Genomic DNA, 25,636 nt, shown 5'->3' on the forward strand with positions numbered 1-25,636 from the left:
CAGCCTGCCGCTCAAATGCCGAGCGCGAGCCTCAGTTCCCGCTCGTTGCACACCTTCTGATGACTGAGATAATGCTCCAGGAACTGGTTGTCCTGGAGTAGCCATTCGCGGTCCTGTCGATAGCGCAACATGTGTTTGAAATTGCGCAGGCGCAGCCCTTTGCGCAGCGGCTTGCGATAGGCCTTCAGGTCGGCGACATCGATCAGTCCCAAGGTGTTTTCAGGCGTCAGCACCACGTTGCCCAGGTGCGCGGAGCGAAAATAGATGCCGTTCTGATGCAGGCGAGCGATGAACTCACCCAGTCGTGACCGAAGGTCGATAGAGGTGTCCGCGCCGAGCAATTGACGAAGGGTGCTGCCGGGCAGCGGGTCGTAATGCACGGCATCACGCTCGATGGCGGGAATGCGGTAGACCTGGCGAATGCGCGGGCATTCGATGCCGCGCGCCTGCAAGGTCTGGCAGTTGTCGGCAAAGCGCTTGGCATACGGTGACCAGAGCGCGGAGGTCAGCAGGCGTTTGCGGCGAAACAGCTTGAGCATCGAGCCATCGGCCAGGCGCAGCACCTTATCCCCTTGGCGATCGGCCTCAAGGACATCGGCACCTTCGCGCAGGCTGAGGTAAACAGTAGGGTCGAGCGTTTGCATCGAGGCTCCAAGGCTTGGCCCGCTGGGAGGGGCAGCCGGGTATGTTAGCGCAGTGTGCAGGCGGCAAAAACCGCTGTGGTATAGTCGCGTCAATTTTTCCCAGGGTGTTCGCCCTGTTTGCGGGCCTGCCTGGCGCCGTCTTTCTGGACATTCCATGACAAAAACGCTGTTCATTTCCCTGGCCAAGCACCAAGGCCTTTATTTCAACCGCTTGCTCAACGAAACCGAGCTGCAGGGTAAGGTCGTTTCTCCTCAACAAATGCCTTGGCCCGGGTTCCGACGGATCTCCAAGGTTGTTTCGCGCATCGATTGGCCGAGTCTGATCGAGGAAAAGTGCGCGGAACGTCGGGTCAAGAACAAGAACAATGGCGCGCTGTATCGCCTGTTGCTGCGCCTCGAACTTCTCTGGATGGCCCTGCGCGCCCAGGCCTTGCTTGACCGGGAACGCCCCGATGCGTTGGCGTTCTGGAACGGTTCCCATCGTTACTGCCGGTTGCTCACGGCGCTGGCACCGAGTGGCTGCAAGACGTTCTTTTTCGAGAACGGCCTGTTGCCCGACACCACCACAGTGGACCCGCGCGGGGTGAACTACCTGAACGCGGTTCCTCGCGATGCCGGTTTCTACCTCGACTACCCGTATCCGGTGCCGGAAAACCAGGCTGCACCGGTGCTGATTCCCCGTGCGCCACGCAGCGCCGGCCCGGCGCCGATCGAGCTGCCGGCGCAATTCGTGTTCATTCCGTTCCAGGACGATCGTGACAGCCAGGTCCGGCTGTTCTCGCCCTGGATCAGGAACATGCGCGATATGTTTGCCTTGGGCGAGCGACTCGCCGAGGAGACGGGCCTGACGGTGGTGTTCAAGGAGCACCCGTCCAGCCGCGAGACGTACCCCGAGCTGCACGAGCGGACCCATGAGCGCCTGCTCTTCGCCAACGGCAATGCCACGCAGCAGTTGATCGAGGCCAGTCAGTTCGTGATCACGATCAATTCGACCGTGGGCCTGGAGAGCTTGTTGTTGGGCAAGCCGGTGCTGACCCTGGGCCAGGCATTTTTTAATATTGACGGGCTGGTGATGCACGCCGACGATGCCGATCAGGTCGTGTCATTGGCTCGTGCATTCCCGCAATGGCCGCTTGATGAGCGCTTGCGCCGCAACTTCTTCCATTACCTTTCCGAGTGCTATTGCATCAAGGGTGGCTGGAAGAATGCCGATCAGGCTCAGTTGCAACGGGTCGCCGACAGGCTGTTGGGTAAAGACCAATGCCCATCTGCCTGAGGCGGCTGGTCGATAGAGACAATCTGACGATATGGGCATCCATCGGCTTCCTTGTGCTGTTGTGTGGAGCATGGGTGTTGCCCAGCAACAAGCTGTACCACCAGTTGTTGATTTTCCTGTTGTGGTTGCCCGCTTTGTTGGGGCTGCTGCATCGGGATTTCCGCTCGATGCTCAAGTTGCCCGAATGCGCACTTTTCGCCGTGCTAGTGGCCTGGACGCTGGCAGTGCTGATGGTCGAGGGCGGCGATAACGCCTTGGGCAAGAGCAAGGTGGTTCTCTACGTGACGCTGACCCTGGCAGGCGTGCTGCTGGCTGCGCAGAATCGCCACTGGCGGCTGGAGTCCATGGTGCTGGGGGCGTCAATTCTCGGCGGGTTATTCGCAGCCGCGTCCTGGGTGTATTTCTACGGGCTCAGTGCCCGGCTTTTGAGCGACCGGTTGATTGCCATCGGCCTGTGGGATACGCCGATCATGGCTGCCCATGCGGTGGGGAGCCTGGCGATCATGGGCGTTTTCACCTGGCGATCCAGGCACCTGAAACCTGCTTTGATGGCGCTGCTGATGGTCGCGGCGCTGGGCTACCTGTTATTTCTGGGTTCCAACCAGACCCGTGGGGTGTGGATCGGGCTGGGCGCCTGTCTACTGGTGATGGCCATGGCGCGACCTTCGCGCCTGGGCGGCGCGCTGGTTGCCCTGGTCGTGGCGGGGGTGGCCCTGGTTGCCGCATTCGAGCCGGAAATCCTGCTGCAGCGGGGCCTGTCTTATCGTCCCCAGCTGTGGCAGGGCGGTGTTCACTTGATGCTCGATCACTGGACGATGGGCGTGGGGTTCCATTCCTACCTGATTCCCGTCCCTGAAATTGGCCAGGCTTTCAAGCATCCGCACAATCTGTTCCTGGATACCGGTGTGCGCCTTGGCGTGCCTGGCCTGCTGCTGTTTGGCGGGCTGTGGCTGGTCGCAGGCTGGAGAGGCTGGATGTGCCGCGCGCAACCGCTGGGCCAGGTGTTGTTGGCGCTCTGGGTCTTCGCATCGGTTTCCTTGATGACCGACGGCATTGGCTTGTGGCTCAAACCCAATGCGGACTGGTTGGTCACCTGGCTGCCCATTGCGTTGAGCATCGTGCTGGCTGCCCGAGGTCGCGCTGCAGGGACTTCCTCCTGACTGAACCGATGTAATTGGTTCGCTGTTACAATCCGCAGCTTGTCTGTCTTTTCAAACGTGCGAGGCGCACCGAATGGCCAATTCCGACCAGCAATCGAGCATGAAGATTTACTTGCGATTGCTGAAATACGTTCTCCCGTATTGGGGCGCTTTCGCCGTCAGTATCGTTGGCTTCGTGTTGTTTGCATCCAGCCAGCCGATGCTGGCGGACATGCTCAAGCATTTTCTCGACGCGCTGCAAAAGCCCAATGACACCCGCTTCATGGGGGTCTCGCTGGTGCTCGGGGTGCCGCTGCTGATCGTGCTGATCGCGGTTTACCAGGGGATCGGTTCGTTCCTGGGCAACTACTACCTGGCCAAGGTCGCCCGGGGCGTCGTCCATGACTTGCGTTGCGCGCTGTTCGACAACCTGTTGACCTTGCCCAACCGTTATTTCGACAACCATAACTCCGGCCACCTGATTTCCCGTATCACCTACAACGTGACCATGGTCACCGGCGCCGCCACCGATGCCATCAAGGTTGTCATCCGGGAAGGCCTGACCGTGGTGTTCCTGTTCGGCTACCTGCTTTACAGCAACTGGAAAATGACCCTGGTATTGCTGGCGATCCTGCCGGTCATTGCCGTGCTGGTGAGTAGCGCCAGCAAGAAATTCCGTAAGCAGAGCAAGAAGATCCAGGTGGCGATGGGCGATGTGACCCACGTGGCGTCGGAAACCATCCAGGGCTACCGCGTGGTACGCAGCTTCGGCGGCGAACACTACGAAATCGAGCGGTTTCACAAGGCCAGCGCCGACAACATGAACCGCAGCCTGGGCATGACGCGGACCCAGTCGATCTACACGCCGATGCTGCAACTGGTGATCTATATCGGCATGGCCGTGTTGATGTACCTGGTGCTTTACCTGCGTGGCGACGCCTCGGCAGGGGAACTGGTCGCCTACATCACCGCCGCCGGTCTGCTACCCAAGCCTATCCGCCAGTTGTCGGAAGTCAGCGCCACGATCCAGAAAGGACTGGCCGCGGCGGAAAGCATTTTCGAGCAGCTCGACGAAGAGCCCGAAATCGATACCGGCACCCAGGAAATGGTCCGGGTCAACGGTCGCCTGGAAGTGCGCAACCTGAGCTTCCAATACCCGGGTACGGAAAAGCTGGTGCTCGACGATATCTCCTTCACCGCCGAAGAGGGCCAGATGATCGCCCTGGTAGGGCGCTCGGGCAGCGGCAAGTCGACCCTTGCCAACCTCATCCCACGGTTCTATCACCACGACAAGGGCCAGATATTGCTCGACGGCGTGGATGTCGAGCAGTACCGGTTGACCAACCTGCGTCGGCACATCGCCCTGGTGAACCAGCAGGTCACGCTGTTCAACGACAGTGTCACCAACAACATCGCCTATGGCGATCTTGCCGGCGCACCGTTTGAAGACGTCCGCAGGGCTGCCGAAGATGCCTACGCGGCTGAGTTCATCGAGCAAATGCCCCAGGGTTACGACACCCTGGTGGGCGAGAATGGCGTGCTGCTGTCCGGCGGCCAGCGCCAGCGCCTGGCGATTGCCCGGGCGTTGCTCAAGAACGCTCCGCTGCTGATCCTCGATGAAGCTACCTCGGCGCTGGACACCGAGTCCGAGCGGCACATCCAGGCAGCCCTCGACCAGGTAATGAAAGGGCGCACCACGTTGGTCATCGCCCACCGGTTGTCGACGATCGAGAAAGCCGATCTCATCCTGCTGATGGACAAGGGTCGTATTGTCGAGCGCGGTACCCACGCCGAGTTGCTGGCGCTGAATGGCTTCTACGCACGCTTGCACGAGAAGGACTTCGTCGAGGCTACCGACGAGGTGGCGAAGGAGACCTTCGTTTGATCCTGAGTTACTGGCGGGCCTGGCGCGAAAACGGTTGGACCCCCATAGACGCCGTGGCTTACGCCCAAGCCTGGCATCAATTCGGTGGCAGCGTGGCGACACACCCTGATGTGGTCGAGCGCCTGGCCGGGCTGGTGGGCATTCCGGTGCGCTACCTGGGCTGGCTCGTTGACGGCCAGCTGTGTGCCGCCGTGCCTACCTGGGGCCGGCATGTGGCGCTGTCCAAGGATGTGCTCAAGCGTGAAGGCAAGCGTGGCATGCTCGACCTCGGCAATGCCGAGGTCATCCTGCCCGTCAGCCAAGGCGCCCAGGTTCGCCTGCGGCACCGCATGCGGTATGTGTCCGAACTGAATGCACCGCACATCATCGGTCTCGCCGAACAACCCGAAGGCCTGGCGCTGGCGCGTGAGCCCGAGGACTACAGCAAGAAGTTTCGCTACAACCAGCGCCGCGAGCAGCGTCTGCTGGAAGACGCCGGTGGCAGTATCCGGCCAATGCTCGACCTGAGCCCCGGCGAGCAGGCTGCGGTGTATGCCGACCTGTTCCAGCGTCGCTGGAACTTCGAAGCCCCCGGCAAGACCCATCTGGCCGAGGTGTTCAGCCTGATGCGCGAATTCATGACCGGCTCGCTGATCTATTTGAATGACGAACCGGTGGCGATCCAGATTCTGTATCGGGTCGAGGCGCCCGGCTGGTTCAGCCTGGAATATATCAATGGCGGGGTTGACCCGCAGAGCCGCGATTTCAGCCCGGGCAGCGTACTCAGCTTCGTCAACACCCAGGCACAATGGGAGCACGCCCGGGCGGCGGGCAAACCGTTGCGCTACTCGTTCGGCCGCGCCGATCGCGAATACAAGGATCGCTGGTGCAACCGGGTTCCGGTCTACCAGGTTTGAGCGAGGACACGCAGCTGATGAACGAGGGAACAGCACCGTGAGCGCACGCAAGCAGCAACTGCTCAAACGCCATCGTCAACGCAAGCGCCTGGTTCTGACCGGCGCGCTGCTGGCGGCGCTGGTGCTCGGCTTCACGGTCTCGTGGTGGTCGTTGCCGGTGTTTCTCCTGTTGGGCTGGGTGGCTCATGAAGCGTGGTTCTCGGATCATCTGTTCTATGCCCCGAGTGACGATTATCGCTATGACTTTCCGCCAGGCACCCCGCAATTTCCCGTCACGCTGAGCGGCGGACGCCTGCAGGTCGCGGGTGAGTTCGATGCCCGGCAGACGCTGATCCTCCAGGTGCGGGTAAAAAGTCATTGGCTGGGGCGCTTCCTCGACCCGCGGGTGTGGATCGGTGAGGATCGCCAGGATCTTGAACGGGGCGTCTGTGGCGAGCGCTTCCTCAATTTGTCCGGGCAAGAGGCGGCGCTGTCGGCCGGAACCCTGGCCTTGCGCGGACGTTTTTGCAGCCTGGCTCCCCAGGCTATGTTGCATGTACTGAGCAACCCGGATTTCGCCCGGCAGCGCCTGCTGATCGTCGCGCCCCATGCCGATGACGCCGAACTCGCGGCGTTCGGGCTGTACAGCCGTGCCAGCGAAGTTGCGATCGTTACGCTGACCCAGGGTGAAATCGAGGCCGAGCGTTATCGCGACATGGGCCTGGATCCCGCCGAGGCCGCTCGTCTCAAGGGTCGCCTGCGCAGTTGGGACAGCCTGGCCGTGCCATTGTGGGGGGGCGTGGCGCAACAGCAGTGCGTGCAGCTGGGTTACTACTGCCTGCAATTGGAGGCCATGGCCAAGACGCCGGACCAGGCCCTTGGCTCGCGGGAGTCGGGCGAGAGCGATATCCGCGAAGCCCGGCGGTTCAATGCCTTGAACCTGCCGGGTGACGCGGATGGCCTGCCGACGTGGCGCAACCTGGTGGCCGACCTTGCGCGGCTGCTCGAACATCACCGGCCCGAGGTGGTGCTGACGCCGCACCCCGAGCTGGACCCGCACAGCGATCATGTCGCCAGTACCCGGGCGCTGATGGAGGCGATCGAACTCAGCACCTGGCGGCCACAGACATTGCTGCTCTATGCCAATCACCTGCACGACAACGACCGCTGGCCGATGGGCCCAGCGGGCCATGGCATTGCGCTGCCGCCGGCCATCGAACCGTTGCCGGCCGATGGGCTGTGGAGCCCGTCGCTGGACGCTTGCACCCGCATTGACAAGGCCATGGCCCTGGGCATGCAGCATGACTTGCAGGGCCGACCCCCATTCAAGCGACGGCTGCGCCGTATCATCCAGCGACTGCTGGCCGGGCGCCGCTGGCCCAGCACCGGAGAAGACGAATTTTTCCGCAAGGCGGTTCGGCGCCACGAGCTCTTCTGGGTCCGGCAGCTGAATGGGACGCCGCGGGAGGACGACCAGGCCCGTCGACCTTGAACCGTCGGGGTGCCTGGGCCAGCCCGTGCATCTCATCCGATAACCGCCATGGACGAGCCTTCCCCAACCCTGTGCTAATATCGCGCCCCTGTTCATTTTGTATGTGGGATGCTCCATGAAGTTGTCCATGCCGCGATTCGATCAAGCCCCTGTATTGGTGGTCGGCGATGTCATGCTCGACCGCTATTGGCATGGCGGTACATCACGGATTTCCCCCGAGGCACCGGTGCCGGTGGTCAGGGTCGAGCATATCGAGGATCGGCCAGGTGGCGCCGCCAACGTCGCCCTGAACATTGCCGCGCTCGGCGCACCGGCGTCCCTGGTCGGCGTGACCGGCGACGACGAAGCCGCCGACAGCCTGGCCAACAGCCTCAAGGGCGCGGGCGTGCGGGCGATATTCCAGCGCATTGCGCACCAGCCGACGATCGTCAAGTTGCGGGTCATCAGCCGCCATCAACAACTGTTGCGGATCGACTTCGAAGAACCGTTCGCCACCGATCCCCTGGCCCTTGGCGCCGAGGTCGATCAACTGCTCGAAGGTATCAAGGTGCTGGTGTTGTCGGACTACGGCAAGGGCGCCTTGAAAAATCACCAGACGCTGATCCAGGCGGCCCGGGCCCGGGGTATTCCGGTGTTGGCCGACCCCAAGGGCAAGGATTTTTCCATCTACCGTGGCGCGAGCCTGATCACCCCGAACCTCAGCGAATTCGAGACCATCGTCGGTGGCTGCGCCGACGAGCACGAGCTGGTGAGCAAAGGCGCACAGCTGATGCACGACCTGGAGCTCGGTGCGCTGCTGGTTACCCGGGGCGAACATGGCATGACCTTGTTGCGTCCCGATCATCCGGCGCTGCACCTGCCGGCCCGTGCCCGTGAGGTATTCGACGTGACGGGTGCCGGCGATACGGTGATTTCCACACTGGCGGCGGCCATCGCCGCTGGCGAGGAACTGCCCCATGCGGTGGCCCTGGCGAACCTGGCGGCGGGTATCGTGGTTGGCAAGCTGGGCACGGCGGCCATCAGCGCTCCGGAGCTGCGTCGCGCCATCCAGCGTGAAGAGGGTTCCGAGCGTGGCGTGCTCGGGCTGGAGCAGTTGCTGCTGGCCGTCGACGACGCCCGCGCGCACAACGAAACAATCGTGTTCACCAACGGTTGCTTTGACATCCTCCATGCCGGCCATGTGACGTACCTCGAACAGGCCAGAGCCCAAGGCGATCGTCTGATCGTCGCGGTCAACGACGATGCTTCCGTGAGCCGTCTCAAAGGGCCAGGCCGGCCAATCAACAGCGTTGACCGGCGCATGGCGGTGCTGGCCGGCCTTGGCGCGGTAGACTGGGTGATCAGCTTCAGCGAAGGCACGCCGGAAAACCTGCTGCGTCAGGTCAAGCCGGACGTGCTGGTCAAGGGCGGTGACTATGGCATCGACCAGGTCGTCGGCGCCGATATCGTCGCGGCTTATGGCGGCACCGTGAAGGTGCTGGGGCTGGTGGAGAACAGCTCGACGACGGCGATTGTGGAGAAGATCCGCAATAACTGAGCCTTTGCCGTCGAGCTAGCCCCGTGGCCGGGGAGCTTTTGTGGCGAGGGAGCTTGCTCCCGCTTGGGTGCGCAGCGCCCATGAAAATGGGGGTCGCTGCGCAACCCAGCGGGAGCAAGCTCCCTCGCCACAAGAGCATTTTCAGGTCACTTTGACTAACGCACCACCTTGCGTGGCACGATCTTCTTGAGCAACTGCCGGGCCTTGCCCTTCAATCGGGTCAGCCCGGATTCTTTTCCTGGTGGCGTCAGCCCTTGCTGGCGCAGCCAGTCCTTCCAGCGAATCCGCTCCTCGCGCACCAGCCAGCCGTCCTGCCGGGCGAAGCTCTCCGCCAGATACAAGCCTCGGGTGCTGGCCGGGTATAACTGGTCCTTCTTCAACGTATACAGCTCGGGCAAGGGTTGCCCGTCCTGCAGCGGCATCAGGTAGAGATCGGGCCGCTTGCGGTCCAGGCGCGCGACCAGTTGGTCGCCCTCCAGGCGTTCATCGACATGGAACAGGCTCAGGGACTTGGCTTCCTTGGGCACATCCAGGCGCAAGTCGTAGATCAACTGCAGCGATGCCGTGGGCAAATGGACGTAGGCTCTTGGGCGTTCGATCAATTGCAGGTTGGCGCAGCGCACCGGGCGAGCCGAGCCCGATAGCGGGGCCAGCCGAAACGGCAAGGCCTCACGGTAATGCAGGGCGCTTGAATAGGGCGCCGGCAACCACGTGTCGTTGAAACGTCCGCCGAGCCAGCCTTCAGGGGTTTCCAGCAGGCATTCTTCGGCAATTTCGTTGATCGCGGTGAGCAGCGGCAGGTTCAGTTCATGGGCCGGGACGTAGCCGGAAATCAGCTTGAGCACTACATCGCCGCGATCCTGTCGGCGTTGACGCACGAGCACCCAATAATCGCGGTTCTGCCAATGCAGCGTCAGGCGCACCGAGACGCCCAGGTTCGCCAGCTCCACGGAAAAACGCTCGGCATCGTCGACTGTCACGGGGCGGCGCCGCTGCAAAGTCTGGGCGAAATTCAGCGGCATGCCCACGCTCTGGTATGTCAGGCCTTCGGGCGTTGCTTCGACAGCGAGGGGCAGGGTCTTGAAGTTGCTCGGGTTTTTTCTGATGAGCGTACGCGGCATATCGGCTCCTTGCTTAAGACCGCGTAGGCGGCGTCAGTTTTTACGCAGGACCTTGGCTACGGTCGAGACGTTATGGGCGAGGTGCAGCGGATTGATGGTGCCGACAATAGCACTGGCAACCCCGGGATGCTCAAACAACAGTTCGAAGCTGGTGCGAACCGGGTCTTCGCCGGGGTTCAGGCAGACGTGACCGCTGGCCAGGGCTTTTTTTACCAGGATCGCCTTGCCGTGCTCGCTTGCGTAGTCAATGACCGCCTTTTCGCTTCGTTCGTTCAGATTGTAGGTGACCATCGCACAATCACCTTGCTCCAGGGCTTTCAAGCCACCGTCGACGGTCTTGCCGGAGAAACCGAAGCCACCGATCTTGCCCTCGCGCTTGAGGGCCGCCAGCGTCGGGTAGACCTCGCTGTCGTTGAGGATCGCCAGGTCGTTGCCGTCCGAGTGCACCAGTATCAGGTCGATATACTCGGTTTCCAGGCGTTTGAGACTGCGCTCCACCGAAAACCGCGTATGGGCGGCGCTGAAGTCGTGGCGCGACTGGCCATCACTAAATTCTTCACCGACCTTGCTGACGATCACCCAGTCGTGACGCTGGCCGCGCAGCAGTGGGCCGAGGCGTTCTTCGCTGTGCCCATAAGCCGGCGCGGTGTCGATCAGGTTGATGCCCAGCTCGCGGGCCAGCTTGAGCAGCATGCGCGCTTCGCTGTCATCCGGGATGCGAAAACCGTTGGGGTACTTGACGCCCTGGTCGCGGCCAAGCTTGACCGTGCCCAGGCCCAGGGGAGAAACCAGCGGGCCGTTATGGCCCAGCGGGCGATGCAGGTCGTGCAGGGTCGGTAGGCTCATGGCAGCAATTGCTCCCAGGCGGGGATGCCCATGGGCGGTTTCGGCAGGGCCGGCAGCGGCGCGGGGTGGCTGGGCTGGATGCCGTCGCGTTGCAGCGCGGTGATGACCCGGTCGGAAAAATCCGGGGCCAGTGCCAGCTTGGTCGGCCAACCCACCAGCAGGCGTCCCTGCTCGGCGACAAAGGCATTGTCCGGACGGGTCAGGCCCGATTGCAGCGGTTCGGCGCGCGAAACCCGCAGCGTGGCCCATTGCGCCGTACTGAGGTCGATCCACGGCAGCAACTGGCTGATTTCTTTCTGGGCGACGGCAATCTGCGCGGCGGGTTCGCGGGCGACGGCATCGCCCTCGGCGAGGTCGCCACCCAGGTACCAGACCCACTGGCCGTCGGCTGCCGGGTGGGTGGTCACGGTGACGCGTGGCTTCGGTCCGCCGCCCAGGCAGTGCGCATACAACGGCTTGAGGCTCGGCCCCTTGACCAGCACCATGTGCAGCGGCCGGGTCTGCATGGCCGGCTGATCCAGGCCAAGGGCCTTGAGCAAGTCGGCAGTACCTCCGCCAGCACTGAGGACAATGCGTTGGGCGCGGATCTCGCGGTCGTCGACTTTCAGCCCGACCAGCTCGCCCTGTTCGTGCAAGGGTTCGATGCGCTGTCCGGCCAGCAGGCTGTCGCCGGCCAGGTCGGCCAGGCGTGCAATCAGGCTGGGAACGTCCACCACCAGCTCGGCGAGGCGGTAGACCTTGCCCTTGAAGCGCTTGTCCTGCAGGGCCGGCGGCAGTTGCTCGCCCTTGACTTGGTCGACGCGACCGCGCACGGCCTTGCTGGCGAAGAAACTGGTCAGGTTGCCGGCCAGGGTGCCGGGAGACCAGAGGTAATGAGCGTCAGACAACATGCGTACGCCGGATAGATCCAGCTCACCGTCGCCCTTCAGGGCTTCGCGCCAGCGTCGCGGCATGTCGGCGATGGCTTCCGAGGCGCCGGTCAGGGCTCCGTGCAGCGCGTATTTGGCGCCCCCATGGATAATGCCCTGGGATTTGACACTCTGCCCGCCACCGAGGCTGGCGCTTTCCACCAGCACGGTTGAAAACCCCTGGCGGCGCAAGCGCGCGTTCAGCCAGAGGCCGGCGACTCCGGCGCCGACAATCAGGATGTCGGTGGAAATAACGGATGGCATGCAGCGACCTCAGTGTTCAAGACGAGGGCGCAGTATACAGACTCGGTGCGGGTGGAATTTGCTGATGGTCAACGTGACAAGTTGCGAAAGGCGTTTGTGGCGAGGGAGCTTGCTCCCGCTGGGCTGCGTAGCGGCCCTGAAGGCTTGGGACCGCTGCGCGATCCAGCGGGAGCAAGCTCCCTCGCCACGATGCATTCCAGTCCATAAACAATGTGTTTCAGTGCCCGGCGGTTTTGGAAAACAACTGAATCACCACCACCCCCAGCACGATCAACGCCATTCCCAGCATCGCCGGTATGTCGAGTTTCTGGCCGTAGATGAACAGCGCCGCCACGCTGACCATGACGATGCCCATCCCGGCCCAGACCGCGTAGGCCACGCCTACCGGTACGGTGCGCACCACCAGCGTCAGCATCCAGAACGCAATGCCGTAACCGGCGACGACCAGCAGCAGGGGCAGCGGTGTGCTCAAGCCTTTGACCGCTTTCATCGAAACGGTGGCGATCACTTCGGCGCAGATGGCGATGGCCAGGTAGTAATAGGCGTTCATGGGCAGATCCTCATTGGCGGGTTGCGTGTTTCGATGGGGCCATTCTAGGGAACGAACAGATGCGGTAAAGTCATTACCTATCTGTAATTGAGATAGGTCGTGTCATGAATGTTCAATGGAATCTGGAGCAGTTGCGGCTGTTTGTCGGTGTGGCCGAGAAACGCTCGTTTTCCGCCGTGGCTCGGGACCAGCGCAAGGCGCAATCGGCCATCAGCAGCGCGATTGCCCTGCTCGAAGCCGACCTTGGCGTGAACCTGTTCGAGCGCAGCAGCGGTCGCCAGCCCCGGCTCACCGATGCGGGCGAGACGCTGCTGGAAGAGGCGCGGGAAGTTTTGCGCCAATGCGAGCGGCTCAACGGTCGAGCCCTGGCCTTGATGCGCGGGCAGGAGGCTTCGCTGCGCCTGGCCCAGGATGAAGCCATGCCCTATCAACCGGTAATCGACAGCCTGGTGGCGCTGGCCGAGCAGTTTCCAACGCTCGAAGTGCAGCTGGCCAGCGCCGCCCAGGGCGACGTGGCGCGCAAACTGGTGGAGCGTCGCGCCGATCTCGGCTTGCTGTTCTATCACGATCAGATCCCCGAGGCGCTGGAGCGGCGGGTGCTGGGCAGCGTCGAGATGGTCACGGTGTGCGGCCGGGACCATCCACTGGCGCACCATGGTTATGTGTCGTGCCGGGAAATGGCCCGGCACCGGCAGTTGCTGATGGCGACCCAGACCAGCGTCTACCCCGGCAGCGAGCAGGCCAGCCCGCAGGTCTGGCGCGCCGACAGCTTCTATGTGCTGGCCGAATGGCTGAGGAGTGGCCTGGGCTGGGCCTGGCTCCCTCGCCACGTTGTGCAATACCCGGCCTATCTGGGAGAGATGGTCGAGCTGAGCAGCGAATGGACCCCGCCGGCCCTGGTGGTGGAGCTGGTCTGGCGTCGCGATGAACCGCTCGGCCCGGCCGCGCGCTGGCTGGCGGAACGTTTTGCCGTGCAGTTGCAGGCGATTGGCTGAAAAACCGATAAACTCCGCCGCCATGAACAGAACTCTCTATAGCGCATTGTTTTATCTGGGGCTGCCGCTGGTGGCGATTCGGCTGTGGTTGCGGGCGCGTAAGGCCCCGGCGTATGCCAGCCGCATCGGCGAGCGGTTTGCGTGGGGCTTGCCGACGCTGGTGCCGGGCGGCATCTGGGTACATGCGGTGTCGGTGGGCGAGAGCATTGCCGCCGCGCCGATGATCCGCGCCTTGCTGCAACGTTATCCACAGCTGCCGATCACGGTGACGTGCATGACGCCCACCGGTTCGGAGCGGATCAAAGCGTTGTTCGCCGAGGAGCCGCGCGTCCAGCACTGCTATCTGCCTTATGACCTGCCTTGCGCGGCCAGGCGTTTTCTCGATCAGGTTCGCCCGAAACTGGCGGTGATCATGGAAACCGAGCTGTGGCCCAACCACATCCATCAGTGCGCCAGGCGCGGTATCCCGGTGGCGTTGGCCAATGCCCGGCTGTCGGAGCGTTCGGCGCGCGGTTATGCGCGCTTCCCCAGTCTCACCCGGCCAATGCTCGGCGAAATGAGCCTGTTTGCCGTGCAGACCGAAGCCGAGGCCGAGCGGTTTCGCCAACTCGGTGCCCGAGCCGAAACCGTCGAGGTGACGGGCTCGATCAAGTTCGACTTGACCGTCGACCCGCAACTGCTCGAAAGCGCCAGCGCCTTGCGCCGCCAATGGCAAGCCGTGGACCGCCCGGTGTGGATCGCCGCCAGCACCCATGACGGCGAGGATGAAGTGGTATTGGCAGCCCACCAACGGCTGCTCGCCAGTTATCCCGATGCGTTGTTGATCCTGGTGCCGCGGCATCCGGAACGCTTCGATTCGGTGGCGCAGTTGTGTGAGCGTGAAGGTTTCGCCACGGTTCGGCGTTCCAGTGCGCAACCGGTTACTGCGCAGACGTCAGTATTGCTGGGCGACACCATGGGCGAGCTGCTGTTTCTCTACGCGCTGGCCGACAGCGCTTTTGTCGGCGGCAGCCTGGTGCCCAACGGCGGCCACAACCTGCTCGAACCGGCGGCGCTGGCAAAGCCGATCCTCAGTGGCCCACACCTGTTCAACTTCCTCGAAATCGCCGCGCAACTACGGGCGGCCGGGGCATTGCAGGAAGTCGAAGATGCCGAAAGCCTGGCCCTGGCGGTACAGCGCCTGTTCGAACTGCCCCGCGATGCCCAGCGCATGGCCGAGGCGGGGTTGAAGGTGATGCGCAGCAACCAGGGCGCGTTGCAGCGATTGCTGGACGGGTTGGGGCGGTTGCTCGATTGAGCCTTTGTGGCGAGGGAGCTTGCTCCCGCTCGGCTGCGAAGCAGTCGTAAAATCGGCACTACCGTTCTGGCTGGCGGAACGCGGTGACTGGCCTTGGGCCTGCTTGGCAGGCCAGCGGGAGCAAGCTCCCTCGCCACGGGGGGATTGCTTGCAGGTGTGCTACTGCGCCGGCCGCGAGCGCAACTGCTCTGCTGCCGCCTGTGCCAGGTCCGGCGGCAGGAAGTCCTTGTCCGGGTTGTAGTCGGGCTTGAGGTAGCGGGACAGGGCCTGCAGGTCTTCCGGGCTCAACGTCCCGGCGGCCTGTTTGAGGCGCAGATTGTCGAGGATGTAGTCGTACCGGGCGTTGTTGTAATCGCGCACCGAAGTGTACAGCTGGCGCTGGGCGTCGAGCACATCGACGATGTTGCGGGTACCCACCTGATAGCCGATTTCCGTGGCGTCCACCGCGCTCTGGTTGGAAATGATCGACTGGCGCCGGGCCTGGACCTGTTCCACATCGGTGTTCACCGCGCGGTGCAGGTTGCGGGTGTTCTCCACCACCTGGCGGCGCAGCCCTTCGCGCTGCTGCTCGGTCTGGGTGAGTTGCGAGTAGGACTCGCGCACCTGGGAGCTGGTCAGCCCGCCGCTGTAGATCGGAATACTCAATTGCAGGCCGATGGTCCGTTGCTCGGCGTCGCCACCGTAGCGCTGGCCGGTGGGGTTCGGGTTGGTAAAACCGAGGCCGTCGTTGTCACCTTTGCGGTATTGCGCGATGGCGTCGAGGGTTGGCGCGTGGCCGGCCTTGCGCTGGCGCAGGGTGTCTTCGGCGGCGGTGACGGCATAGTTGCTGGCCAGCAGATTGAGGTTTTGCCGGGCAGCGGTGTCGACCCAGGCCTTGGCGTCGTTGGGCGCCGGCGGCAGGATCGGCAGGGTGTGGACGACGCCCTGGATCGCATTGTATTGGCGGTTGGTCAGGGTGATCAGCGCTTCAAAGGCATCTTCGACCTGGCGCTGCGCGATGATCCGGTTGGCCCGGGCGGTATCGTAGCTGGCCTGGGATTGGAGCACGTCGGTCTTGTCCGACAGACCGACGTCGAAGCGTTCGTTGGACTGGTCGAGCTGGCGCCTGAACGCGGCTTCCTCGGCCTTGGTCGAGGCCAGGTTGTCCTGGCTGCGCAGCACATTGAAATAGGCTTCGGCGCTTTGCAGGATCAGGTTCTGCTCGGTGGCTGACAACTGCAACGACGCTTGTTCGTCGACCGATTTGGCGGCCTGCAACTGGAACCAGCGGTCGGCGCGGAAAATCGGCTGGGACAAGGTGGCCTGGTACACCGTCGAGCTGCGGGTGGCGGTCATCGCCGGCTGGTCGAGCTCGGTGCGGGTGTTGTTCAGGTCGGCTCCGGCCGAAAGATTGGGCAACAGCCCGGCGCGGGCCTGGGGCACCACTTCTTTCTGGGCGCCGTATTGGGCGCGGGCGGCGGCCAGGTCGGCGTTGTTGTCCACCGCTTCCTGGTACACGCTGACCAGGTCGGTTCGGGTGGATAACGGGGCTTCGGCGGCCCAGGCCATTCCATTGGTCGCACAAGACACGGCAAGGGCCAGTGAGAGTTTGCGCAGCATGAGGCGATCCCTACGTTCAAGATTGAATGCGCATAACAGGCGCGCGGCGTAGCGAGTGTAGTTGCGCCTACGCACGGCAACAATCCTGTATATGCGCCATTCATCACGGCTTTTGCCCTGGCGATGGCGTTCTGCGCCGGTTGTGTCTAGACTGGCCGGGTTCTTGTCGGGGTGCCTTGCTATGAGGCTGAGATCGAATAATTTTCGGATCCCGTTGAACCTGATCAGGTTAGCGCCTGCGTAGGGAACAAGATTTCTCGTCACCCGGCGAGTCCTCTTGTGCTTCGTCCGGGATGTTGTTCGACAATCGACTTTCGATCTTCGAACAGGCTCGAGCAGCAAGCACAGCGTTCGCACTTTCGTGCAGGGACGCGTCCATTCGCCACAGGTTCGCTCCGACAAAAATCCACTGCCTGGATGTGTGTCTGGAGAGCCCGTGATGACGACAAAATCAAAAAACGCGACCAACCTCAGTGAATCGGCCCAGGTCGATCAGCAATCGGTCCAACCGTTTACCCGCTCGCAAAAAATCTACGTCCAGGGCAGTCGCCCGGATATCCGCGTGCCGATGCGCGAAATCAGCCTCGACGTGACCCCCACCGACTTCGGCGGCGAAATCAACGCGCCAGTGGTGGTGTATGACACCTCGGGGCCCTACACCGACCCGAACGTGGCCATTGATGTGCGCAAGGGCCTGGCCGATGTGCGCTCGCCGTGGATCGAAGCCCGTGGCGACACCGAGCGTCTCGCCGGCCTGAGTTCCAATTTCGGCCAGGAACGCCTGGCCGATCCCGAGCTGACCAAGCTGCGCTTCGCCCATGTAAACAACCCGCGTCGCGCCAAGCCGGGCGCCAACGTCAGCCAGATGCACTACGCGCGCCAAGGCATCATCACCGCTGAGATGGAATACGTCGCCATCCGCGAAAACATGAAGCTGGAAGTGGCCCGCGCCGCCGGCCTGCTGGACCAGCAACATGCTGGTCACAGCTTCGGCGCCAGCGTGCCGAAAGTCATCACCCCGGAATTCGTCCGTGACGAAATCGCCCGTGGCCGCGCGATCATCCCGGCCAACATCAACCACACCGAACTGGAACCGATGATCATCGGCCGTAACTTCCTGGTGAAGATCAACGGCAACATCGGCAACAGCGCGCTGGGTTCGTCCATCGAAGAAGAAGTGGCGAAGCTGACATGGGGCATCCGCTGGGGTTCGGACACGGTCATGGACCTGTCCACCGGCAAGCACATCCATGAAACCCGCGAGTGGATCATCCGCAACTCGCCGGTGCCGATCGGTACCGTGCCGATCTACCAGGCTCTGGAAAAAGTCGGCGGCGTGGCCGAAGACCTGACCTGGGAGCTGTTCCGCGACACGCTGATCGAACAGGCCGAGCAGGGCGTCGACTACTTCACCATCCATGCCGGCGTGTTGCTGCGTTATGTGCCGATGACCGCCAAGCGCGTCACCGGTATCGTCAGCCGTGGCGGTTCGATCATGGCCAAGTGGTGCCTGGCGCACCACAAGGAAAATTTCCTCTACACCCACTTCGAAGACATCTGCGAAATCATGAAGGCCTACGACGTCAGCTTCTCGCTGGGCGACGGCCTGCGTCCGGGCTCGATTGCCGACGCCAACGACGAAGCGCAGTTCGGCGAGCTGGAAACCCTCGGCGAGCTGACCAAGATCGCCTGGAAGCACGACGTGCAGTGCATGATCGAAGGCCCCGGCCACGTGCCGATGCAGTTGATCAAGGAGAACATGGACAAGCAGCTGGAATGCTGTGACGAGGCGCCGTTCTACACCCTCGGCCCGCTGACCACCGACATTGCGCCGGGCTACGATCACATCACCTCCGGCATCGGCGCGGCGATGATCGGCTGGTTCGGGTGCGCGATGCTCTGCTACGTCACGCCGAAGGAACACCTCGGCTTGCCGAACAAGGATGACGTCAAGACCGGGATCATCACCTACAAGATCGCCGCCCATGCGGCCGACCTTGCCAAGGGCCACCCGGGCGCGCAGATCCGTGACAACGCCTTGAGCAAGGCGCGGTTCGAGTTCCGCTGGGAAGACCAGTTCAACCTCGGCCTCGACCCGGACACCGCCCGCTCGTACCACGACGAAACCCTGCCGAAGGACTCGGCCAAGGTCGCGCATTTCTGTTCGATGTGCGGGCCGAAATTCTGCTCGATGAAAATCACCCAGGAAGTGCGTGAGTACGCGGCCAACCAGCGCATTGAAGCGGTGGATGTCGAGGTCGCCCAAGGCCTGGCGGAGCAGGCGGAGCGGTTCAAGAAGGAAGGTAGTCAGCTTTACAAGAAAGTGTGATTTGAGCTGAGGAGGGCGGTGTTTTCACTGCCCTCATCGCGAGCAAGCTCGCTCCCACAAAGGATCTACTGTGGACACAAAATCTGTGCGCACCTGTGGTCCCTTGTGGGAGCGAGCTTGCTCGCGATAGCGGCCAAAAAAACAACAAATATTCCTCTGAGATAACAACCCTTGAACATCCAACCCAGCACCTATTCCCCAGACACCGCCGTGCCCCTGGACAAACGCGTCTTCGGCGCCCGCGATCTGTTTTCCCTGTGGTTCTCCCTGGGCATCGGCCTGATGGTCTTGCAGGTTGGCGCCTTGCTTGCGCCGGGCCTGGGCTTGAGCGGTTCGTTGCTGGCTATTTTCCTCGGCACGCTGGTGGGCGTCCTGCTATTGGCGGCGGTCGGGGTGATTGGCAGCGACACCGGCCTGTCGGCCATGGCCGCGCTCAAGCTCAGCCTTGGTGGCAAGGGCGCGAGCGTGCCAGCGCTGTTGAACCTGCTGCAATTGATCGGCTGGGGCTCGTTCGAAATCATCGTCATGCGCGATGCCGCCAGCCTGCTCGGCGCGCGGGCCTTCAGCGAAGGCAGCCTGGGCTCCAATCCATTGTTGTGGACGCTGTTCTTCGGCGCCCTGGCGACCCTGCTCGCGGTGAGCGGGCCGCTGACCTTCGTACGCAAAATCCTGCGCAAATGGGGCATCTGGTTGCTGCTGGCGGCGTGCATCTGGCTGACCTGGAACCTGTTCGCCAAGGCCGATCTGCCGGGGCTGTGGGCCCAGGCCGGCGACGGTTCAATGTCGCTGGCGGTGGGTTTTGACATCGCCATCGCCATGCCGCTGTCCTGGTTGCCGCTGATCGCCGACTACTCGCGCTTCGGCAAACGCGCCAGAAACGTCTTCGGCGGCACGGCCGTGGGCTTCTTCGTCGGTAACGTCTGGCTGATGAGCCTCGGCGTGGCCTACACCCTGGCGTTCGCGCCGAGCGGTGAAGTCAACGCGTTGCTGCTGGCCCTGGCCGGTGCCGGGTTGGGTATTCCGCTGTTGCTGATTCTTCTGGACGAGTCGGAAAACGCTTTCGCCGACATCCACTCGGCGGCGGTGTCGACGAGCATGTTGTCGGGGCTGAAGGTCGAGCACCTGGCCTTGGCGATTGGTGTCATCTGCACCGTGATCGCCTGCTTCGCGCCGCTGGCGCAGTACCAGAACTTCCTGTTGCTGATCGGCTCGGTGTTCGCGCCGCTGTTCGGCGTGGTACTGGTGGATCACTTCATCCTGCGCAAGCGCAGCAGCCAGGTGCGCTCAGTCGCGTTGCGCTGGCCGGCGTTGTTGGCCTGGCTGGGCGGGGTGAGTACCTACCACCTGCTGGCCAACTTCTATCCGGACATCGGCGCTACCCTGCCGTCGCTGATCCTGGCGGGGGTGCTGCAATTGTTGCTGGGCCGGGCTTTCAGCTACGGCCGGGAAACAGCTCGGGCTTGAGGATGCCGTTGAGGCGTGGGTAGGCGATCTTCAATTCTATGTGGCCCAGGGCGTACGGCGCGATGGTGCTCACTTCGTATTTGAGGATCACCCCACCGTAGGTCAGCGCGATGTGCGGGGTTTTCTGGAAAGACCACTGCTTCAGGAATTCGGGCTCCTGATCCAGCTTGGTGCTGATCAGCCAGCTGTTGTGGGCCACTTGCGCGGCTTTCCAGAAGGCTTCTTCCTGGCCCGGCAGCAGCATGTCCGACAGCGTCAGCACTTTTTGCTGCTGGCGCGAATAATTGATGAAACCGCGACCAGGGGTGCCGTGAGCGCCGCCGGTATCCAGATAGCTGGACAGTTCGATGATCACCAGGCCGTCATGTTGCTCACGTACCTTGGCCTGCAGATAGCTGCTGTTGCGCGGCGCTGCGCTGCGCAGAAACTGCTCGCGATAGGCGGCCAGCGTCGGCGCCACCGGGGCGTCCGGGGTGGTGCGGGTCATTTGCAGCAGACGTTTTTCGATGATGCCATCCAGCGCGGGCTCGGTAGGGAAATGCAGGGTGTCGATGTTGACCAACGGGCAATCGGCGCTGGCGCAGCCAGGCTGTAATTGCTCCGACGCATCGCGAGTGGTCTCCAGCGGGGCGCGGTAATTGGGTTGGAACAGGCTCTGGCAAGCACCCAGGATCAGGGCAATGGCGGCCAGCGAAGCAATCTTGAAAAGCGACATGGGCGTCCTTCGTGAAACAGGGAAAGGCAAAAAGTTACCCGCTTCGACTGTCGGCAGGGCAATCAGTTCGCCACTAAGCTCATTAGAGTTCTTTCACCTTCTGCCGTCCATCCCGATCAGTGGAAAGGGGCTGCATCAAACGGTACGGGCGCGTTAGGATGGCGCGAAGCCGAGGTTGGAACCTCGCATCGATCCGCTGTAAACGAGGACTGTCATGACTGATTTCACCAATGCCACACCGAGCGCCGTGGACATCGTCAAGCGCGAGAGCTGCTTTCAAGGTTTCTACAAACTCGATCGCATACACCTGCGTCACGAGTTGTTCGCCGGTGGCATGAGCCGTGAAATCAGCCGTGAGCTGTTCGTTCGCCACGATGCGGTGTGTGTGTTGCCCTACGACCCGCAGCGCGATGAAGTGGTACTCATCGAACAGTTTCGTGTGGGCGCCATGGGCAAGACGAGCAACCCGTGGCTGGTGGAACTGGTGGCGGGCCTGATCGACAAGGACGAGCAACCGGAAGAAGTTGCTCATCGCGAGGCGCAGGAGGAAGCTGGGCTTGTTTTCGCTGCGCTCTGGCCGATGACCAAATATTTCCCGTCGCCGGGCGGCAGCGATGAATTCGTGCATCTTTACCTGGGGCGTTGTGACAGCGCGGGGGCAAGTGGGCTGCATGGCCTGGAGGAGGAGGGCGAAGATATCCGGGTAAAAGTCTGGCCTTTCGAAGACGCCCTGCAAGCGGTGCGCGACGGACGTATCTGCAACGCGGCCAGCATCATTGCCTTGCAATGGCTGGCCTTGAATCGAGATGAAGTGAGGGGGCTATGGTCCTGAACAAGCTGCGCGATCGTTATCGCGTCGACCTGGTGGGGTTGCAGGCTGCCTGCGAGGCCAACTACGCCCGCCTGATGCGCTTGTTGCCGGACATGCGCAACGACCCGGCACCGCGCCGCATCGCCGTGACCCACGGCGACCAGATGCTCGGCGTACTGGCCCTGGAAGTACTGCAGACCTGTCCATACACCACCACATTGCAGGTGCGCCAGGAGCACAGCCTGCCCTGGCTGCCGGTGCCGCAGCTGGAAGTGCAGGTCTATCACGATGCACGCATGGCCGAAGTGGTCAGTGCCGAACATGCACGACGCTTTCGCGGCATCTATCCTTACCCCAATGCGTCAATGCACCAGCCGGACGAAAAGGCCCAGTTGAACCTGTTCCTGGGCGAGTGGCTGAGTCATTGCCTGGCGCTGGGCCACGAGTTCGAAGTCGTACGGTAGTTGTGAACCGGTTCCGGTTCGCGGGTTTCCCCTTTCGATCGTCCCCCAGCATAATTGCCGCTCATGCAACGGCGTGATTGCGCCTGGGAGAAAGCGATTTGCCGAGCGTATCCAGCTTGACCACTGCCGACGCGGCGCTGCTGGTCCAACTGTCTGACAGCCATTTGTTCGCCGAGGCCGATGCTTCGTTGCTGGGTATGAACACCCGTGACAGCTTGCGGGCGGTGGTTGACCTCGTACTCCGGCAGCAACCGGATATCGACCTGATGCTCGCCACGGGCGATTTGTCCCAGGACGGTACGCTGCAATCCTACGAGGCATTTCGGCAACTGACTGCGCGTATCGATGCGCCGGCGCGGTGGATTCCGGGCAATCATGATGAGCCGCAGGTGATGCTTGAGGCGGCGGTGCAGAGCACGTTGCTCGATCCGGTGGTGGACATCGGCAATTGGCGAGTCACTCTGTTGGATTCAGCCGTGCCAGGTTCGGTGCCGGGTTTTTTGGCCGAGGAGCAGTTGATTCTGTTGGCCAATGCCTTGAGCGAGGCGCCGGAGCGGCATCATCTGGTGTGTCTGCATCATCATCCGGTGTCGATTGGTTGTGCGTGGATGGAGCCGATCGGGTTGCGCAATCCAGAGGCGCTGTTTGCGGTGTTGGATCGGTTTCCGCAGGTGCGGGCGGTGTTGTGGGGGCATGTGCATCAGGAAATAGACCGGGTGCGCGAGGGGGTTCGTTTGTTGGCTTCGCCTTCGACCTGTATCCAGTTTGAGCCGGGGAGTGAGGATTTTGCGGTGGGCTCGCAGGCGCCAGGGTATCGGTGGTTGCGGTTGTTGCCGGATGGGCGATTGGAGACGGGGGTTGAGCGGTTGGTTGGGTTTGCGTTTACGCCTGACTACGGATCCAACGGCTATTGAGTTCGATCTAGCTGGACTGACCCCAAACTGTGGGAGCAACTGTCTTGGATGATTTATTTAGCCATCGTTTCCAGGGACAGCAAGACTCCCACAGCTCCAGGCCATGCAAAATCTGAGGGGATCTCCGTGATCGCACTTTAGGCGACAAGGCCCTTCCACTCAGAACCATCCCGGATCATTGCGTTTAGACGTACCAGCAAGACACGCATGCATGCGATGAGCGCAACCTTGGCGCATTTACCTTTCTCGCGAAGCGCCTTATACCGGGCATTGAAGTCAGGCTGATACCTGATCACTGACCAGCAGGCCATGTACAAAGCGCGCCTAGCGGCGAACCTACCTCCGCTGATGTAGCGTTTGCCTTTGTGCGTGCCGCTATCGTCGTTGTAGGGGGCGATGCCTGCCAATGCTGCGATCTGATGCCGGCCAACCTCGCCGAGCTCAGGAAGATAGGCCATTACACTGGCCGCCGTAACCAGACCGATCCCCTTAACCGAACGCAGATGAGTAACTTTTTCACGGTCCAGGCTTTCAGCGCTTTGACGGATCAATTTTTCTATCAACTTAACGGCTTCACACAGATAGTCGATATGACTCTGCAACGCGGGTTTGACTGCCTCAGACGACGCTGTCTTAAGCCTGCGCTTGTCGTCATCTCTCTGCTGAACAAAGTTTTCCCGTTGCTGGACCAGTGCGCGCAAGTCGTCCTGTTCGACACTTGTGATCCGGCTGTTAGCAGATTTGATAACCGCTGCAAATTGCGCCAGGAAGCGCGCATCTATCGGGTCGGTTTTAGCTTGTTGTCCCATTGCCTTGGCAAAGCTTTTGGCTCGGCACGGGTTGATCCGAATGACCTCAAACCCTGCTGCCTGAAGCGCTTTCATGACGTTTCGTTCGTAACTTCCTGTGGCTTCCAGCAACACGCGACCGACCTGATGGAGCAGCAGCCAACTAATTAATCCAGGAAAATCACCCTCGGCGTTAGGGCAACTCACCCCGACATCTAACAGATCAACCTGCACCTGAAGACTGTCTTTTGAAACATCAATACCTGCTGGATAGGAAAACATAGCCAAACCCTCTTACACTCAAGGTGAGAGCGCTCTGGCTTGGCCCACGCTTGTAACTGTTCGAGGTGGGCTCGTTCAACTGTTCGGGCTCAATGACCAGAGTGGAGAGGTGAGTGGCAGCATGGGCTCCCACACGTGCTTTAAGCACTTCGGGCGTTCAGCTTGCCACCCACCGCTCTCACCCTCAGTCTAATCGCGGTGCAAGACACAAGCGGGCTTGCTCGCGAAGGCGGCTTTACAACCGGCATATCTTTACCGGTCGTACTCCGATTCTATTGTGGGAGCGAGCTTGCTCGCGATGGCGGCCTGACAGTCGACCAGGGCTTTGTTGACCGGGTACATATCCATTGCTGCGGTAACGGCTGCTTAGGGTTCCGCCCTTACGGCGGCTCACTTTTGGAGAGCGCCAAAAGTAAGCAAAAGCGCTTTGCCCCACCACTCGGTGCCTCGCCAAGGCTCGGCATGCCCTCACTCCGGCATTGCTCCGTGGGCCCGCCGCGAAGGGCCGTCCCTGGCCCAGCGCGGCTGTCCCGGCATCCATGCCGGGATGCCCACTGCGCAACGCCTGCGTTCGGCCAGCGTGGTTAACGGGGCGTCTCAGATCAAGATCAAGATCAAGATCAAGATCAAGGTCCGCGCGAGGCGGCCTGGCAGCCGGCCTGATTCTCGCGGGGGTACGCCGGTTTCATTGTGGGAGCGAGCTTGCTCGCGATGGCGGGCGGCAGCCTGCCAGGGTTGTGGGAGCGGTCGGAAGACCTTTCTGACGCAAGCGGATTTTTCCGACGAGTGCTGGCGGTTGCCGGGTGGGAAGGGGCGTCGCTAGTCTTTTCCCGTCGCTGCAAAATTCAGCGGCCGGGCCTGGAAACCCGATAGTAAGGACGCTTCAGCGCGCCACATGAGATACTGCAGCGCTTTTTTTGCGTGTGCAGTTTTGCGTTATGGCGGCTGTGCGCGGGAGACTTTCGAGTCTGCCGGGTTTTGCTCCTTTACTCCGGTTTTCCAGCCCGCGCATAGCTGCCACCCTCTCGCCTGGAAACGGGAGATGGAGGTTCCCCTACGGAAAAAGGAACTGCATCATGTTCAAAGCCACGCCCAACCCCCCAGAAACAACCCCCTCGTCAGCCCACGCTGAAGACAATCCGCAAAATCTCGATAAAACCCCCGAACGCGCCCTCAACACCCATCCCGATCCAAAACCCGAAGCCAAACAGAAACCCTCCCCAGACCAGTTGTTCTCCGTCGTGCAAAGCGCTGACGCCGAGTGTGTACTGGCCAACCTCAGCGAAACCCTGGCTTCTGCCAACGCCATGCTCAGCGACCTGGCCTTCAATCTGGAAGGTTCGAACCGGCATTTCGCGTTCGGTATCCAGCAGATGATCGAGCTCAGTGAGTTGTTGGCGAATCGGGCGCTGGACATCGTCGAGCCACGCTAGAGCAGAGC

General features: G+C 62.1%; 22 protein-coding genes and 1 riboswitch. Of the genes, 14 read left to right on the forward strand and 8 right to left on the reverse strand.

Annotated elements, in window-relative coordinates; all coding sequences use genetic code 11:
• Nucleotides 1–11: 11 nt before the first annotated feature.
• Nucleotides 12–644: a toluene tolerance protein gene (locus tag J3P91_RS02345; RefSeq protein ID WP_434602628.1), complete on the reverse strand. Its 633-nt coding sequence runs from the start codon at nucleotides 642–644 to the stop codon at nucleotides 12–14.
• Nucleotides 645–798: 154 nt separating this feature from the next.
• Here J3P91_RS02345 and J3P91_RS02350 point away from each other — a divergent pair, with 154 nt between their 5' ends.
• The 6 genes from J3P91_RS02350 to hldE all read left to right on the forward strand — a co-directional run bounded on the left by J3P91_RS02350 (nucleotide 799) and on the right by hldE (nucleotide 8,848).
• Complete coding sequence (locus J3P91_RS02350; RefSeq protein WP_434602629.1) at nucleotides 799–1,920, forward strand: capsular polysaccharide export protein, LipB/KpsS family; 1,122 nt, start codon at nucleotides 799–801, stop codon at nucleotides 1,918–1,920.
• A 77-nt stretch (nucleotides 1,921–1,997) separates the two neighbouring features.
• Nucleotides 1,998–3,080 (forward strand): O-antigen ligase family protein, encoded by a 1,083-nt coding sequence (locus J3P91_RS02355; RefSeq protein ID WP_434602630.1) that lies wholly within the window; start codon nucleotides 1,998–2,000, stop codon nucleotides 3,078–3,080.
• Nucleotides 3,081–3,153: 73 nt separating this feature from the next.
• A complete protein-coding gene (gene msbA / locus J3P91_RS02360; RefSeq protein ID WP_434602631.1) occupies nucleotides 3,154–4,944 on the forward strand; it encodes a lipid A export permease/ATP-binding protein MsbA in 1,791 nt (596 codons plus the stop codon).
• On the forward strand, nucleotides 4,944–5,840 hold the full coding sequence (locus tag J3P91_RS02365; protein ID WP_434574297.1) for a GNAT family N-acetyltransferase: 897 nt from the start codon (nucleotides 4,944–4,946) through the stop codon (nucleotides 5,838–5,840). The genes msbA and J3P91_RS02365 overlap by 1 nt, the downstream gene beginning before the upstream one ends.
• Nucleotides 5,841–5,877: 37 nt before the next feature.
• Nucleotides 5,878–7,311, forward strand: coding sequence for a PIG-L deacetylase family protein (locus J3P91_RS02370; RefSeq protein WP_434602632.1), 1,434 nt, complete (start codon nucleotides 5,878–5,880; stop codon nucleotides 7,309–7,311).
• A 115-nt stretch (nucleotides 7,312–7,426) separates the two neighbouring features.
• The gene (gene hldE, locus J3P91_RS02375; protein ID WP_434570040.1) at nucleotides 7,427–8,848 is read left to right on the forward strand and encodes a bifunctional D-glycero-beta-D-manno-heptose-7-phosphate kinase/D-glycero-beta-D-manno-heptose 1-phosphate adenylyltransferase HldE; all 1,422 of its coding nucleotides are present in this window, start codon (nucleotides 7,427–7,429) and stop codon (nucleotides 8,846–8,848) included.
• Between the two features lie 155 nt (nucleotides 8,849–9,003).
• Here hldE and J3P91_RS02380 read toward each other — a convergent pair whose 3' ends face one another.
• From J3P91_RS02380 to J3P91_RS02395, 4 genes are all read right to left on the reverse strand, one after another.
• Nucleotides 9,004–9,969 (reverse strand): metal ABC transporter ATPase, encoded by a 966-nt coding sequence (locus tag J3P91_RS02380; protein WP_305497250.1) that lies wholly within the window; start codon nucleotides 9,967–9,969, stop codon nucleotides 9,004–9,006.
• A 33-nt stretch (nucleotides 9,970–10,002) separates the two neighbouring features.
• The gene (locus J3P91_RS02385; RefSeq protein ID WP_434602633.1) at nucleotides 10,003–10,815 is read right to left on the reverse strand and encodes an aldo/keto reductase; all 813 of its coding nucleotides are present in this window, start codon (nucleotides 10,813–10,815) and stop codon (nucleotides 10,003–10,005) included.
• Nucleotides 10,812–11,987, reverse strand: coding sequence for an NAD(P)/FAD-dependent oxidoreductase (locus J3P91_RS02390; protein WP_434602634.1), 1,176 nt, complete (start codon nucleotides 11,985–11,987; stop codon nucleotides 10,812–10,814). Before J3P91_RS02390 ends, J3P91_RS02385 begins: the two co-directional genes overlap by 4 nt.
• Nucleotides 11,988–12,204: 217 nt before the next feature.
• Nucleotides 12,205–12,537 carry a DMT family transporter gene (locus J3P91_RS02395; protein ID WP_434602635.1) on the reverse strand — a complete coding sequence of 111 codons (333 nt, stop codon included), beginning with the start codon at nucleotides 12,535–12,537 and terminating at the stop codon, nucleotides 12,205–12,207.
• A 104-nt stretch (nucleotides 12,538–12,641) separates the two neighbouring features.
• On the opposite strand from J3P91_RS02395, the gene J3P91_RS02400 reads away from it, so the two are divergent.
• Together J3P91_RS02400 and waaA are read left to right on the forward strand one after the other, a co-directional pair.
• Nucleotides 12,642–13,532, forward strand: a complete 891-nt coding sequence (locus J3P91_RS02400; RefSeq protein WP_434602636.1) for a LysR family transcriptional regulator — start codon at nucleotides 12,642–12,644, stop codon at nucleotides 13,530–13,532.
• 22 nt (nucleotides 13,533–13,554) lie between these two features.
• Nucleotides 13,555–14,829 carry a lipid IV(A) 3-deoxy-D-manno-octulosonic acid transferase gene (gene waaA / locus J3P91_RS02405; RefSeq protein WP_434602637.1) on the forward strand — a complete coding sequence of 425 codons (1,275 nt, stop codon included), beginning with the start codon at nucleotides 13,555–13,557 and terminating at the stop codon, nucleotides 14,827–14,829.
• Between the two features lie 159 nt (nucleotides 14,830–14,988).
• Here the strand turns inward: waaA and J3P91_RS02410 are convergent, their stop codons facing one another.
• Entirely contained in the window at nucleotides 14,989–16,428 is a 1,440-nt protein-coding gene (locus J3P91_RS02410) for a TolC family outer membrane protein (RefSeq protein WP_434602638.1), read from the reverse strand.
• 157 nt (nucleotides 16,429–16,585) lie between these two features.
• Nucleotides 16,586–16,692, forward strand: a riboswitch (TPP riboswitch).
• A 175-nt stretch (nucleotides 16,693–16,867) separates the two neighbouring features.
• Between J3P91_RS02410 and thiC the strand changes: the two genes are divergently transcribed.
• Both thiC and cytX read left to right on the forward strand, forming a co-directional pair.
• Nucleotides 16,868–18,757, forward strand: coding sequence for a phosphomethylpyrimidine synthase ThiC (gene thiC / locus J3P91_RS02415; protein WP_434570031.1), 1,890 nt, complete (start codon nucleotides 16,868–16,870; stop codon nucleotides 18,755–18,757).
• Between the two features lie 171 nt (nucleotides 18,758–18,928).
• Nucleotides 18,929–20,221 (forward strand): putative hydroxymethylpyrimidine transporter CytX, encoded by a 1,293-nt coding sequence (gene cytX, locus J3P91_RS02420; protein WP_434602639.1) that lies wholly within the window; start codon nucleotides 18,929–18,931, stop codon nucleotides 20,219–20,221.
• Here cytX and J3P91_RS02425 read toward each other — a convergent pair.
• Nucleotides 20,190–20,936, reverse strand: a complete 747-nt coding sequence (locus J3P91_RS02425) for a DUF3298 domain-containing protein (protein WP_434602640.1) — start codon at nucleotides 20,934–20,936, stop codon at nucleotides 20,190–20,192. The two genes, cytX and J3P91_RS02425, sit on opposite strands and share 32 nt — an antisense overlap.
• A gap of 214 nt (nucleotides 20,937–21,150) precedes the next feature.
• Between J3P91_RS02425 and J3P91_RS02430 the strand changes: the two genes are divergently transcribed.
• The 3 genes from J3P91_RS02430 (at nucleotide 21,151) to cpdA (ending at nucleotide 23,125) form a co-directional block, all read left to right on the forward strand.
• On the forward strand, nucleotides 21,151–21,768 hold the full coding sequence (locus J3P91_RS02430; protein ID WP_434570025.1) for an NUDIX domain-containing protein: 618 nt from the start codon (nucleotides 21,151–21,153) through the stop codon (nucleotides 21,766–21,768).
• Complete coding sequence (locus J3P91_RS02435; protein WP_003186471.1) at nucleotides 21,759–22,211, forward strand: DUF1249 domain-containing protein; 453 nt, start codon at nucleotides 21,759–21,761, stop codon at nucleotides 22,209–22,211. The genes J3P91_RS02430 and J3P91_RS02435 overlap by 10 nt, the downstream gene beginning before the upstream one ends.
• Nucleotides 22,212–22,309: 98 nt before the next feature.
• Entirely contained in the window at nucleotides 22,310–23,125 is an 816-nt protein-coding gene (gene cpdA, locus J3P91_RS02440) for a 3',5'-cyclic-AMP phosphodiesterase (protein ID WP_434602641.1), read from the forward strand.
• A 137-nt stretch (nucleotides 23,126–23,262) separates the two neighbouring features.
• Here the strand turns inward: cpdA and J3P91_RS02445 are convergent, their stop codons facing one another.
• Entirely contained in the window at nucleotides 23,263–24,195 is a 933-nt protein-coding gene (locus J3P91_RS02445) for an IS110 family transposase (protein ID WP_434602642.1), read from the reverse strand.
• Nucleotides 24,196–25,271: 1,076 nt separating this feature from the next.
• On the opposite strand from J3P91_RS02445, the gene J3P91_RS02450 reads away from it, so the two are divergent.
• A complete protein-coding gene (locus J3P91_RS02450; protein WP_434602643.1) occupies nucleotides 25,272–25,628 on the forward strand; it encodes a DUF6124 family protein in 357 nt (118 codons plus the stop codon).
• Nucleotides 25,629–25,636 lie beyond the last annotated feature (8 nt).

Origin of the sequence: Pseudomonas sp. Z4-7 (genome assembly GCF_051131965.1) — a bacterium.
Classification (GTDB): domain Bacteria; phylum Pseudomonadota; class Gammaproteobacteria; order Pseudomonadales; family Pseudomonadaceae; genus Aquipseudomonas.